Annotated in this window: 11 protein-coding genes; 3 read left to right on the forward strand and 8 right to left on the reverse strand. The window is 73.4% G+C overall.

The genetic code is table 11. The features are described 5' to 3' along the window. Nucleotides 1-11: 11 nt before the first annotated feature. Entirely contained in the window at nucleotides 12-1,250 is a 1,239-nt protein-coding gene (locus ACIO9J_RS29545) for an MFS transporter (protein ID WP_402006103.1), read from the reverse strand. 56 nt (nucleotides 1,251-1,306) lie between these two features. Continuing rightward, nucleotides 1,307-1,900, reverse strand: a complete 594-nt coding sequence (locus ACIO9J_RS29550; protein WP_402006106.1) for a malonic semialdehyde reductase — start codon at nucleotides 1,898-1,900, stop codon at nucleotides 1,307-1,309. A gap of 170 nt (nucleotides 1,901-2,070) precedes the next feature. On the opposite strand from ACIO9J_RS29550, the gene ACIO9J_RS29555 reads away from it, so the two are divergent. Beyond that, complete coding sequence (locus tag ACIO9J_RS29555) at nucleotides 2,071-2,577, forward strand: MarR family winged helix-turn-helix transcriptional regulator (protein WP_402006109.1); 507 nt, start codon at nucleotides 2,071-2,073, stop codon at nucleotides 2,575-2,577. A gap of 35 nt (nucleotides 2,578-2,612) precedes the next feature. Here the strand turns inward: ACIO9J_RS29555 and ACIO9J_RS29560 are convergent, their stop codons facing one another. From ACIO9J_RS29560 to ACIO9J_RS29580, 5 genes are all read right to left on the reverse strand, one after another. Next, nucleotides 2,613-2,843, reverse strand: a complete 231-nt coding sequence (locus ACIO9J_RS29560) for a phosphopantetheine-binding protein (protein ID WP_402006112.1) — start codon at nucleotides 2,841-2,843, stop codon at nucleotides 2,613-2,615. A 5-nt stretch (nucleotides 2,844-2,848) separates the two neighbouring features. Next, complete coding sequence (locus ACIO9J_RS29565; RefSeq protein ID WP_402006115.1) at nucleotides 2,849-3,487, reverse strand: isochorismatase family protein; 639 nt, start codon at nucleotides 3,485-3,487, stop codon at nucleotides 2,849-2,851. 17 nt (nucleotides 3,488-3,504) lie between these two features. Then, nucleotides 3,505-5,142, reverse strand: coding sequence for a (2,3-dihydroxybenzoyl)adenylate synthase (locus tag ACIO9J_RS29570; RefSeq protein WP_402006118.1), 1,638 nt, complete (start codon nucleotides 5,140-5,142; stop codon nucleotides 3,505-3,507). Then, on the reverse strand, nucleotides 5,139-6,353 hold the full coding sequence (gene dhbC, locus ACIO9J_RS29575; RefSeq protein ID WP_402006121.1) for an isochorismate synthase DhbC: 1,215 nt from the start codon (nucleotides 6,351-6,353) through the stop codon (nucleotides 5,139-5,141). Before dhbC ends, ACIO9J_RS29570 begins: the two co-directional genes overlap by 4 nt. 224 nt (nucleotides 6,354-6,577) lie before the next feature. Next, nucleotides 6,578-7,378, reverse strand: a complete 801-nt coding sequence (locus ACIO9J_RS29580) for a 2,3-dihydro-2,3-dihydroxybenzoate dehydrogenase (protein ID WP_402006124.1) — start codon at nucleotides 7,376-7,378, stop codon at nucleotides 6,578-6,580. Between the two features lie 103 nt (nucleotides 7,379-7,481). Here ACIO9J_RS29580 and fhuB point away from each other — a divergent pair, with 103 nt between their 5' ends. Next, the gene (fhuB, locus tag ACIO9J_RS29585) at nucleotides 7,482-9,722 is read left to right on the forward strand and encodes a Fe(3+)-hydroxamate ABC transporter permease FhuB (RefSeq protein ID WP_402006127.1); all 2,241 of its coding nucleotides are present in this window, start codon (nucleotides 7,482-7,484) and stop codon (nucleotides 9,720-9,722) included. Between the two features lie 24 nt (nucleotides 9,723-9,746). Next, on the forward strand, nucleotides 9,747-10,949 hold the full coding sequence (fes, locus tag ACIO9J_RS29590; protein ID WP_402006130.1) for an enterochelin esterase: 1,203 nt from the start codon (nucleotides 9,747-9,749) through the stop codon (nucleotides 10,947-10,949). 541 nt (nucleotides 10,950-11,490) lie between these two features. Here fes and ACIO9J_RS29595 read toward each other — a convergent pair. After that, nucleotides 11,491-12,873, reverse strand: coding sequence for a DHA2 family efflux MFS transporter permease subunit (locus ACIO9J_RS29595; protein WP_402006133.1), 1,383 nt, complete (start codon nucleotides 12,871-12,873; stop codon nucleotides 11,491-11,493). Nucleotides 12,874-12,883 lie beyond the last annotated feature (10 nt).

Here is a 12,883-nt window from a genome sequence, read left to right on the forward strand (position 1 = left end):
TAAAGCGGGGCTCAGGCGCCGAGGGTGAGGAGGGCCGCTATCGCCGGGCCGAACGCGCCGCCCAGCTGGTAGCAGAGGCTGAACAGGCCGATCGCGGTGGGGCGCTGGGCGGCCGGCGCGGACGTGGTGGCGTGGACCGCGAGCGTCGCCTGGCCCGCGCTCGTGGCGAAGACCGCGACCGTGGCGACCAGGAGGAGCAGCGGCGCCCAGGGGGTCAGGAGCGCGGTCAGCGGGGCCAGGGCGCCCGCCGTGAGCAGGATCGTCAGGACCCGGCGGCGGCTCATGCGGGCCGCCGCGGCCGCCAGCGTCATGGAGAGCGCCGAGCCGGCCAGCAGGGCGATCAGCTGGCCCGTGCCGATCGTGGCGGACGACCAGTTCGTACGGTCCGTGAGCAGCTGCGGGATGGTGAACAGGAGCGTGAAGTACGAGGTCGCCAGGGTGCAGGCCAGCGCCGAGGAGACGATGAACGTGCGGGTGCGCAGGAGCGACGCCGGTACGAAGCCCGTGGGGTTCGAGCGGATGTGCAGGGCGAGCAGGGCCGCCACGGCCAGGGACGCCGCCACCGCGGGCAGCGGGTAGCGCGGGATGAGCACCAGCGCCGTCGCCGTGAGGACCAGGAGCGCCGCGCCCCTGCCGTCGAAGGGCGTGGTGCTGGGAGCCGGCACGGAAAGGTCCGCACGGCGCAGCACCGCCGGTACGGCGATGAGTGCGAGCGCGCCGACCGCCAGCGACACCCGCCAGGACGCCGCGTCCGCGATCGTCGAGCCGAGCAGCGGGCCGACCGCGCCCAGCGTGCCGAAGCCCGCCGTGATCACGCCCATCCTGCGGACCGAGCCCGCCAGGCTCATCGCCGCGGTGATCAGGCCCGCGCCGCCCGCCGCCTGGGCCACCCGGCCCGCCATGACCAGGGGCAGCCAGGGTGCCGCGGCCACGACCGCGGTGCCGGTGACGATCAGCGCGGCGCTCAGCTTGAGCGTGGTGCCGAGGCCGCGGCGGCGCAGCAGGGCCGCCATCAGCGGGGTGCCGACGGCCATCGCCCAGGCGAAGGCCGTGACGAGCCACGTCGCGGTCGCCGTGCGTACGCCGAGCGCGCCTGCCATGTCGGGGAGGATCAGGACGGGGCTGTTCGCGCTCGCCGCGACCGGCGTGGCCAGCAACGCCAGCCAGGCGGCGGGGACTTGGCGGGAGACGGGCCCGGCAAGGGTGGTCGGGGCGGTGGTGCGCGGGCGCGGTGAGACGGACAGCGACATGGCGGGCTCCGTAGGCAGGGAAGGGAGGAGAGGGGAGGAGGCGGGTGGGCCGCGGGTCAGGCCACCGTCACTACCTCTTCGTAAGCCAGTCGCGGCGAGCGCGGGAACCACGCGTCCGGGCCGGGGCGGCCGATGTTCACGACCATCAGCGGGGTGTGGTCGTCGTCGAGGAACTCCTTCTGGACGCCCGGGAAGTCGAAGCCGGTCATCGGGCCCGCGGCCAGGCCCGCCGCGCGTATGCCGAGGATGAAGTAGGCCGACTGGAGCGTGGCGTTGAGGTGGGCCGACTCCTCGCGGACCGTGCGGTCGGCGAAGAGGACGTCCTTGGCCTGGGGGAAGTGCGGGAGCAGCGCGGGGAGTTCCTCGTGGAACTCGTTGTCGGCGGCGAGGATCGCGACCAGCGGGGCGGAGGCCGTCTTGGGCCTGTTGCCCTCGTCCATGAGGCCGACGAGCCGCTCGCGGGCCTCGTCGGAGCGGACGAGGACGACCCTCAGCGGGGACTGGTTGTACGCGGTGGGGGCGTACTTGACCAGGTCGTAGACCGCCTGGAGCTGCTCGTCGGTCACCGGCTCCGACGTGAACTTGTTGGCGGTGCGGGCCTCGCGGAAGAGGAGGTCCTGGGCGGTGGTGTGCAGGGTCAGTGCGGACATCGGAAGCTCCTGTTGTTCGGATCCGGCAATCTCGATAGCGAGATACAAACATCCGACTCTCCCAGAGTCAAGTATCTCGAAACTAAGAGAACTAGTCCTGGTAAACTCCTCTTCGAGGGATCGCGGTGAAGCGCGGTCGGACCCGGCAGACGAGAAGAGGAGTGACGGCCATGAGCGACGCCGTGGACGCGGTCATCGGGCAGTGGGCCAAGGAGCGCCCCGACGTGGCCGACGAGCTCTGGACCGTGGAGCTCTTCGGGCGCGTCCAGCGGCTCGGCCTGGTGGTCGACAAGTCCGTCAAGGCGACCGCCGCCAAACACGGCCTGGACGTCGGCGAGTTCGACGTCCTCACGACGCTCCAGCGCTCCGGGCCGCCCTACGCGCTGACCGCGGGGACCTTCCTGAAGGCGTCCATGGTGTCCTCCGGCACGATCACCAACCGCGTCGACAAGATGGAGGCCAAGGGGCTGGTGGAGCGGGTGCGCGACGGGGAGGACCGGCGCACCGTCAAGATCCGCCTCACCGAGCGGGGGCACGAGGTGACCCGGGCGCTCTTCGCCGACCACCTGGCGAGCCACCGGCGGATCCTCGCCGACGTGGACCCCGCACTGGTCGGAAACGCGGCGGAGGGCCTCCGGCAGGTGCTGGAGGCCCTCGGCGACACGACCATCAAGTAAAGGCCGTCGGGTGACGGCTCTCGCGTATGTGCGGCTTACGCCTCCGGCGCCAGCAGCGGCACCCACTTCTCCAGGGCCGGCTGCTCCGCCAGGTCCGCGAAGGACGCCGTGACCCCGTGGTCGCGGCGCCAGCGGCCCAGGAGGGTCATCAGGCGTACGGAGTCGAGGCCGTAGTCGACGAGGTTCTCGTCGGCGGGTATGTCGGCCGGGTCCTCGCCGAGCACGTCGGCGACGTCGGCACGGAGCTGATCGAGGGTCAGAGTCATGCCGGTCAGTCTCCCTTGGCGGCGAAGACGGCGTCGGCCGTGGTGACCACCGCGCACTTGCCCGCCGCCCAGCGCAGCGCCATCGCGTGGTCGTCGGCGGAGAAGTCGGCCACCGCGTCGGCGACCACGAACGCCTGGATGTCCTGCATCCACGCGTCGCACGCCGTCATCAGGACGCCGATGTGGGCGTAGACGCCGGTGATGACCAGCTGGTCGCGGCCCTGTTCGCGCAGCCGCTCCAGGAGGTCGGTGCGGACGAAGCCGCTGTACTTCCACTTGGTGAGCACCGTCTCGGCGGGCGACGGGCCGATCTCGGGCGCGATCGCCGCGGCCTCGGCGTCGTCGGGCAGGCCTGGACCCCAGAAGTCCTGCTGGAGGCCGCGCTCGGCGGGGGTCTGGCCGCCGGGCTGCGCGGTGTGCACGACCGGGATGCCGAGGCGCGCCGCCTGCTCCTTCAACTCCCGTACGGCGGAGAGCAGTTCGGGGATCGGGGACTTCTCGCGGTCGTACGCCGTCAGGAAGTAGTTCTGGAGGTCGTGGACGAGGAGCACCGCGCGGGACGGGTCGACGGTCCAGTCGACCCGGTTGGCGGGCAGCGCGTCGGCGGACGGCATCGGATAGGGCGTGATGGCGGGGAGGGCCATGGTGAGGGGCGTTCCGTTCAGGCTTGCGGGGAGGAGGAGGGGGCGGCGGAGGCGGCTCTGAGGTCCTTCTTGGAGATCTTGCCCACCCCCGTCTGCGGGAACGCCGTCACGAACTCGACGCGGTCCGGCACCTTGTACGACGCGAGGCCCCGTTCCCGTACGAATTTCTTGACGGCGATCGGCTTCAACGGCTCGGCGCCCGCGCGCAGGATCACGTACGCGCAGGTCCGCTCGCCCAGATACGGGTCGGGCTCGGCGACCACGTTGGCGTCGTGCACGGCGGGGTGGGCGAGGATGTGGTTCTCGACCTCCTCCGCGGCGATCTTCTCGCCGCCGCGGTTGATCTGGTCCTTGGCGCGGCCCTCGACGACCAGATGGCCGCTCGGGGTGAGGCGCACGATGTCGCCGGTGCGGTAGAAGCCGTCGGCCGTGAACGAACGGGCGTTGTGCTCCGGCGCGTTCCAGTAGCCGCGGATCGTGTAGGGGCCGCGGGTCAGGAGGTGGCCGGTCTCGCCGACGGGCAGGTCGTTGTCCTCGTCGTCGACGACGCGGATCTCGTCGTCCGGCGAGATCGGCCGGCCCTGCGTGGTGACGATCGTCTCCGTGTCGTCGTCCAGGCGCGTGTAGTTGACCAGGCCCTCGGCCATGCCGAACACCTGTTGCAGCGTGCAGTCGAGCGCGGGCTTGACCCGGCGGGCCGCCTCCTCGCTGAACTTGGCGCCGCCCACCAGGAGTACGTCCAGGGTGCTCAGGTCGTACGCCGTGGCGGGCGCCGCCTCCGTCCAGACCAGGGCCAGCGGGGGCACCAGGCCGGTGATGGTGACGCCCTCGGACTCGATGAGCGGGAAGGCGACGTCGGGGCTGGGCTGCGGGCAGAGCACCACGCGGGCGCCCGCGTACAGCGCGCCGAGCGAACCGGGCGAGGAGAGCGGGAAGTTGTGGGCCGCGGGGAGGGCGACCAGGTAGACGGACGACTCGTCCACCGCGCAGAGTTCGTTGGAGCCCCACAGCGAGTAGATGTAGTCGTCGTGGGTGCGCGGGATCAGCTTCGGTACGCCCGTGGAACCGCCGGACAGCTGGAGGAACGCCAGGTCGGAGGGGGCGGGCGGGTCCGGGATCCCGGTGGGTTCCGTGGGCAGGGCGGACAGCGCCTCGAACGCCCCCGGGTCGCCGTCGGCCACGAACACGTGCCGCAGGGAAGGGACTTCGGCCAGGACCTTCGTCGCCAGGCCGCGGTAGTCGAAGCCGCCGTGCTCGGCGGGGATGACGTACGCGGCCGCGCCCGTGAACGCGCAGAAGTAGCTGATCTCCGTCTCGCGGTGCGCGGGCAGCGCGAAGACGGGCAGCGCGCCGATCCGGAACAGGGCGAAGACCGTCTCGAAGAACTCGGCGATGTTGGGGAGCTGGACGACGACCTTGTCGCCCTTGGCGATGCCCCGGGCGAGCAGGCCCGCGGCGAGGCGGTCGGCGCGGAGATCCAGCTCCGCGTACGTCCAGCGGCGGTCCGACGCCGGGTCGACGATCGCGATCCGGTCGGGGTGCTCGGCCGTCCGGTCGCGCAGCATCTGCCCGAACGTCTCGCCGCGCCACCAGCCCGCCGCACGGTAGCGGTCGGCGAACTCCTCTGGCCACGTGGGGGTTTCGGAGGTGCTCACAGCTCGGCTCCCACCGCGTTCAGGAACGTACGGAACTTCGCGCCGGTCTCCGCCGTCTCCGCCTCGGGTTCCGAAGCGGCGACGACGCCCGCGCCCGCGTACAGGCGCAGGCTGCGCTCCTCGGCCTCGGCGCAGCGGATCGTCACGACCCACTCGCCGTCGCCGTTGGCGTCGCCCCAGCCGATCATGCCGGTGAAGAAGCCGCGGTCGAACGGCTCGGTCTCGCGGATCACCTCGCGTGCCGTGGCCGTCGGGGTGCCGCAGACCGCGGGGGTCGGGTGCAGCGCGCAGGCCAGTTCGAGGGCGGAGGTGTCGGGGGAGGCGACCGTGCCGGTGACCGTCGTGGACAGATGCCACATGGTCGCCGTGCGGATGAGGGTCGGGCGGGCCGGGACCGTCAGGTCCGTGCAGAACGAGGCGAGTGCCTGGTGCACGGCGTCCACCACGACCGCGTGCTCGTGCAGGTCCTTGGCGGACTCCAGGAGCGCGGCGGCGCGGCGCACGTCCTCGGCGAGGTCGTCGCTGCGGGGCGTGGAGCCCGCGAGGGGGTTCGCCACGACCTGCTGGCCCCGGCGCGAGACCAGGAGTTCGGGGCTGGCGCCGATCAGGGTGCGGCCGGGGGCCGTCGGCAGCGCGAAGGTGTACCCGGAGGGGTCGCGGCGGGCCAGGCGCTGGAGCATCACGGGCAGGTCCAGGGGGGCCTGCGCGGTGAGTTCGAGGGTGCGGGCCAGGACGACCTTGCTGAAGTCGCCGCGCCACATGCGCTCCACGGCCGAGGCCACGCCCGCGCCGTACGCCTCGGGCGTCGGGACCGGACGGATCCGCCACTCGGTGGCGTCCGGCGGGTCGGCGGGGAGCGCGATCAGGGGGTCGGCGGTCAGCGGGGGCGCGGTGCGCAGCGCCCGGGGCACGGCGAGGGCGGCAGGGGCCGTGTGGTCGAAGGGGATCGCGCCCACGACGTACGGCTTGGCCTGGCCGGAGCGGCGGGCTTCGGCGAGGGTTTCCGCCACGCGGTGCGCCACGGGTCTCTCGTCGTGCGGGACTTGGGCGTGGACGCCCTCGGCGAGCAGGGTGCGGGTCGGCGTCGCGAGGAACCGTTCGCCTGGGGTGTAGGCGTCGAGGAGGGCGGTGGCCGCTCCTACGGCGGGATGGGCCTGTTCGGCCGTCGTCGTCGCGGTGACGTGCGTGGCGACCTCGGGTGCCGTCGACACGGGGGCTCCAATTCTGGGTGGTTGCGCGGGGTGCGGATGCGCGTTCGCTTGTGGGTGGTGCGCGTGCGGGGACCGGGGCCGGGGCCGTGGCGGTGGGTCCGTGCACGCCGTCGCGGGGCTGGTGCCCGAGGCGGGATCGCCCGCCACGGTGGCCCGATGTGTTCCGGGCGTACCTGCCGCCACGGCCCCTCGGGCCGACTCGCGGCCGCGGGCCGGTGCGGCTCTCAGCGGAGTGTCGCGCCGCCGTCCACGTACAGCTCCTGGAGCGTGATGTGGCGGGCTCTGTCGGAGGCCAGGAACACGACCGCCTCCGCGATGTCCTCGGGGGCGGCGATGCGGCCCAGGGGGATTCCGGTGCGGTACGTCTCCGGGTCGCCCGCGATGACGCGTTGCGGGGCCTCGTCGTCCGTCCACAGGGACCGTTGCATCGCCGTGTCCGTGGAGCCGGGGGCCACCACGTTGCAGCGCACGCCGCTGCGGGCGATCTCCAGGCCGAGGCACTTGGTGAACATCGTGGCCGCCGCCTTGGACGCGGCGTACGCGGCCATGCCGGTGCGGGGGATGCCCGCGGCGTTGGAGGCCACGGTGACGATGCAGCCGGAGCCGCGCGCGGTCATGTGCGCGGCGGCGGCGCGGGAGGTGTGGAAGACGCCGGTGGTGTTCACGGCGAAGGTGTCGGCCCAGTCGGCGTCGGTCAGTTCGGCGACGGGGGCGGTGCGGAGGATTCCCGCGACGTTCACCAGGAGGTCGAGGGAGTCGTGGTCGCGGACGACGTCGCCGATGACGGTGGCCACGGCGGTCGGGTCCGTGACGTCCATGACGCGGGGCGTGACCTGCCCGGCCGTGCCCCGGGAGGCGGCGGCCAGTTCGTCGATGCCGTGCGCGTCGCGGTCGGTGGCGACGACGTGGGCGCCGCGCGCGGCGAGCGCGGTGGCGACCGCGGCGCCGATGCCCTGGCCCGCGCCGGTCACCAGCGCGGTGCGCCCGGCGAACTCGCCCGGCTCCTGCGGTATGTGCTCTGGCATGGTGTGAGCGACCTCCCCCAACTTTTTAGGTAAGCCTAACCTAACGTATAACTTCTGCCCAGAGGTCGCTGTCCCGTTCAAATAGTTAGGCTAGCCTCACCTTATGCGCATGCCGAGTGCGGGCACCACAGCCTCCGTTGCCCAACCCGACGCCGTTCGGGACGAGTTGGAGCCGGACGGCCCCCCTGAGCCGGTCCCCGGGCGTCCCGCCGGGCGGTCCGTCGCGCTCGCCGTGGCCGGGTTCGTGGTCGCCCTGGTGCTGCTCGTGGGCCTCTCGCTCTGCGTCGGCGCGGGCGAGGTCGGGGCCGGAGGCGTCCTCGACTACCTGCTCAACCGCGGTGGCGCGCGCGGCGACTCGCGGCTCGACCTCGTCGTGGGCGATCTGCGCGTTCCCCGTACGCTCACCGCCGTACTCGTCGGCGCCGCGCTCGGCGTGGCCGGCTGTCTGCTCCAGGCCGTCACCCGCAACCCGCTCGCCGAGACCGGGCTGCTCGGCGTCAACGCCGGTGCGTCGCTGGGCGTCGTCGCGGGCATCGCGCTGCTCGGGCTCGATTCCGGATACGCCTATCTGGTGTGCGCGTTCGCGGGCGCGGTGGTGGCGAGCGGCCTCGTCCTGCTGATCGCCGGGCGCAAGGGCGGCGGCTCCCCCATGCGGCTCGTGCTCGCCGGGTCCGCGCTCGGCGCCACCTTCGGCGGGCTCACCAGCGTCATCGTCGTCAACTCCGCCGAGACCTACGACAAGTTCCGCTTCTGGGTGCTCGGCTCGCTCGCCGGGGTCGAGGGATACGGGGAGCTGGGGCGGCTCGCCCCGGTCCTGGTGGCGGGCTTCCTGGTCGCGCTGCTCGTCGCGCGGCCGCTCTCGGCCCTCGCGCTCGGCGACGACCTCGCCCGCAGCCTCGGGCACCGGCCGCCCGTGATCCGCACCGTCGTCGCCGTCGGCGTGACCCTGCTCACCGCCGCCGCCGTCGCGCTCGCCGGACCCATCTCCTTCCTCGGCCTGCTCGCCGGATTCCTCGCCCGCGCCATCGCCGGAACCCGGCTGCCCGCGCGGCTGTTGCTCGCCGGACTCATCGGGGCGTGCGTACTCACCGTCTCGGACGTGGCGGCCCGGGTCGTCTCCCGGCCGTACGAGGCGCCCGTCTCCGTCATCGTCGCGCTGATCGGCGCCCCGGTCCTGATCCTCATCGTCCGGTCCAAGCAACTGGCCACGATGGGGATGACGGAACCCGCGACGGAGGAGCGGACGGCCGCGAGGAAGCGGCGGTGGCCGGTGCCGCGCCGGAGCCCGCGCAAGGTCCCCCGGGTGCGGCCCGCCGACACGTTCGTGCTGCGCCGCGGGCCCCTCTCCTTCCTCGTCGCGCGGCGCGCCACCTTCGCCGCGCTGCTGCTCGCCGCGTTCCTCGTGGTCGCCGTCGTGCTGTCCGCGTACGCGGGCCAGAGCGACATGAGCGTCAGCCGCACCTTCCGAGCCGTCTTCGGGTACGGCGACCACTTCGACGTCCTGCTCGTGCAGAAGTTCCGGCTCGGGCGCATCGTCGCCGGGCTCACCGCGGGCGCGGCGCTCGGCCTCGCCGGCTGCCTCACCCAGACCCTCGCCCGCAACCGCCTCGCCACCCCGGAGCTGCTCGGCGTGAACGACGGCGCCACCGCCGCCGTCCTCGTCTCCGTCACCTTCAGCGCCTCCGGGTCCTTCGGCGCCTGGTGGGCGGGCCCGATCGGCGCGCTGGTCGCGGTGATCGTGGTGACCGTCGTCTCCGGCGGGCTCGGGCAGCGCGGCTACCGCGTCCTCGTCGTCGGCCTCGCGATGTCCGCGCTCGCCTCCGCCGCCACCCAGGTCGTGCTCTCCCGGCGCTCCCTCAACTCGGCGAGCTCGCTGTACGTGTGGACGTCCGGCAGCCTCAACGGGCGCGGCTACTCCGTGGCCGTACCCGTCCTCATCGGCCTCGCCGTCCTCGTACCGCTCGCCCTCGCCGTCGCCCGCCACCTCGGCGTGCTCCGCTTCGACGACGCCACCGCCGCCTCGCTCGGCTCCAACGCCGGGCGCACCCGCCTCATCTGCCTGCTCCTCGCGGTCGCCCTCGCCGGTCTCGCCGTCGGGATCGCCGGGCCGGTCGGCTTCGTCGCCCTCGCCTCGCCCGCCATCGCGTCCCGCCTCGCCGGGCCGCTGCGGGTGCCGCTGGTCGGCTCGATGCTGACCGGCGCGGTCCTCGTGGTCGTCGCCGACACGCTCGGCCGCATCGCCTTCGACGGTTCGGAACTGCCGGTGGGCATCGTCACGACGGTCCTCGGCGGGCCGTTCCTGCTGTGGGTGCTGCTCGGCAGGTCCGCGGCCACTCGCGTCTGAGTCTGAGTTCAGAAAGGTTTCGTCGTGCGCAGTCCGCTGCTCCGTACGCTCCGTCAGGCCGTACGTGCCGAAGTCCCCGCCGCCGAGCGGGACTTCTGGGACCGGATGGAGGCCAGGGGCACCCCGCTGGTCGAGGCCGACCCGGAAGGGGATCCCGCGTACCGGCTCGTCACGTTCCTGTGGCGGGACGATCCTGAGGACCCCGCCACCGACGTCCTCGCGCTGCTGCACACCGTCACCGACAAGGACCGGCACGCGGGCGACCTCGCGCCGCATCTGACCGAGCGGGTGCCCGGCACCGGGGTCTGGGCGATCAGCCACCGCCTGCGCGCCGACCACCGGGCCTCCTACCAGTTCCACGTCGCCCGCGGCCCCCGCGAGGAGACGCTGCGCACCGACCGCGCCGCCTGGCTGAAGGTCCTCGACGAGGCCCTGCCCGACCCGTACGCGGCGGCCCCCGGTCTTGCGTCCCGCGACGGCCGCAACCCCGCCTCCGTGATGGAACTCCCGGACGCGCCCGCGCAGCCGTACGTCGCGGGGGACGAGGTGCGGGGCGGGCGCACCCTGGAGGCCGAGGTGGACGGCAGACGCGTCACGCTCCACCTGCCGGCCGCACCCGCGCTCGCCCTCGCGGTGCTGCTCGACGGGGAGATGTGGGGGCAGCCCGTGCTGGACGCGCCCCGCATGATCGACCGGCTGCACGCGGCGGGGGAGCTGCCGCCGACCGCGCTGCTCCTCGTGGACACGATGGGGCGGCGGAGGGAAGACCTCAGCTGCAGCGGGGAGTTCGTGGACTGGCTCGCCGATGTGCTGGTGCCGTGGGTGGGTTCGGCGCACGGGGTCGTGGTGCCGGTGGGGCGGACGGTGGTGGCGGGGCAGAGTGCGGGTGGCCTCACGGCGGCGTACGCGGTCCATCGCCGTCCCGACCGCTTCGGCCGTGCGCTCTCCCAGTCGGGCTCGTTCTGGTGGCCCGACGAGAACGCCCCCGACGGCGCGGGCCCGGAATGGCTCACCCGCCAGTACGCCCAGGCTCCGCGCCGTCCTGTCCGGATCCACCTGGAGGTGGGTACGCAGGAGTGGATGCTGCTCGCGGAGAATCGCCGGCTGCGGAATGTCTTGCGGGCGCGGGGCTATGAGGTGACGTACGAGGAGTTCAACGGGGGCCATGACTACGCGTGTTGGCGTGGCGGCCTGTCGACGGGCCTCGCCCGTCTCCTGGCCCCGTGACGGGGCTCCGCCGGGTTTGTGGGGTGCGGGTACGTGGTGGCGCGCCCAAAAGATTGCGCAGTTCCCCGCGCCCCTGAAGAACGACTGCGCTTGCCCGCGCCCCCAAGCGGCGCCGGGCCCCGTCAGGGGCGGCCTTTTAGGGGCGCGGGGAACTGCGCGCTCAGCCACGGCGGGCCCGCGGGTTGCGAACCGGGCGGGGCCTTCCGCATCGTCGTGGTGCGGAGGTCGGGAACGGTTCTTAAGGGGCGCGGGGAACTGCGCGGCCAGCCACGGCGGACCCGCGGGATGTGATCCGGGCGGGGCCTTCCGCATCGTCGTGGTGCGGAGGTCGGGGACGGTTCTTAAGGGGCGCGGGGAACTGCGCGGCCAGCCACGGCGGGCCCGCGGGTTGCGAACCGGGCGGGGCCTTCCGCATCGTCGTGGTGCGGAGGTCGGGGACGGTTCTTAAGGGGCGCGGGGAACTGCGCGGCCAGCCCGCGCGGGCCCGCGGGATGGGGACCCGGTGAGGAACGTCGGCGTGGTGCCGAGCGCGTGGAGTCGACTAGGCCGGGCCGGGGGGACCGGCGACCGACCGAGGGAGCCGTGTGGCCAGCGCCGATCCGGCCGCCACAAGCCCCGCAGTGACCAGCACCGCCACCCGATACGGCCCGGGGTCGGAGACCCCCGCCCCATGCCCCCCGATCACCGCCGCACACGCGGCGATCCCGAGCGCCCCGCCCAGCGTACGGACGATCTGGAAGAGCCCCATCGCCTGGCCCATGTCCCCGGGGGACACGTCCTCGAAGCCGGCGATCTGGATGGTCAGGACCGCCGTGCCGAGGACCAGGCCCACCGCGAACATCAGCCCCCGCACGGCCCAGGCGTGCGACGCGACACCGGGCGCGGCGAGCGCCGCGAAGACGCCCGCCGCGAGGAGGAGCGTGGGTACGGCGAGCCGGCGCGGACCGAGTCGCGGCAGGAGCCGGTCCACGACCTGTGACGCCAGCATCAGGCCGAGCGCCTCGGGGAAGACGGACAGGCCCGCGTCGAGCGCGGACGCGCCGAGCGCGGCCTGGTAGAGCAGGGGGAAGACGAACAGGACGCCCATCAGGCCCGCCGCGCTGAACAGCGCGAGCGCGGACGCGGCACCGTAGACCCGGTCACCGAGCAGCCGCAGCTTCAGGAGGGGTTCGGGGGAGCGGAGTTGGTGCACGACGGCGGCGACGAGCAGCACCGCTCCGGCGATCGCGCTGATCGCGACCGAAGGGCGGCTCCAGCCGTGCGAGGGCCCGAAGCCCAGCGCGTACGTGAGGAGTCCGAGCGCGGGCGTCGCCAGCCAGAAGCCGGTGCGGTCGAAGCGCCCCTCCGTACCCTCCACGTGCTCGCGCAGCGCGAGCGCGCCGATCAGTACGGCCGCCGCGCCCACCGGCACGTTGACGAAGAACAGCCAGTGCCAGGAGAGGTGTTCGGTGAGGAACCCGCCGAGCGGGGGGCCCAGCGCGGGCATCAGCGCGGTCGGCACGATGAGGACCTTGGAGAGCTTCACCCGCTCCTCGGGCGGGAACGCCCGGAACAGCAGCGTCATGCCGACCGGCGTGAGCAGCCCGCCCGCCAGGCCCTGGGCGGCCCGCGCCACCACGAGGGTGGTGAGGTCGGGGGCGAGGCCGCAGACCGCCGACGCGGCGGTGAACGCGGCGAGCGCGAGCAGGAACACCCGCTTCGTGCCGAACCGGTCGCCGAGCCAGCCCGCGACCGGCAGCGCGAGGGCGAGCGCGACGAGGAACGCCGTCTCGACCGTGTTCGCCGCCGCCACCGGGCGGCCGAAGTCCTCCGCGATGGTGAACAGGGCCGGGTTGACGATCGTCGAGTCCAGGCCGTTCATGCACATCGCGGCCGTGTAGACGAGGACGACGGCGACCTTCGGCCGGATCCGCGGCTTGACCATGAGGTCCCCG

Source organism: Streptomyces sp. NPDC087300 (genome assembly GCF_044744425.1).
Lineage (GTDB): Bacteria > Actinomycetota > Actinomycetes > Streptomycetales > Streptomycetaceae > Streptomyces.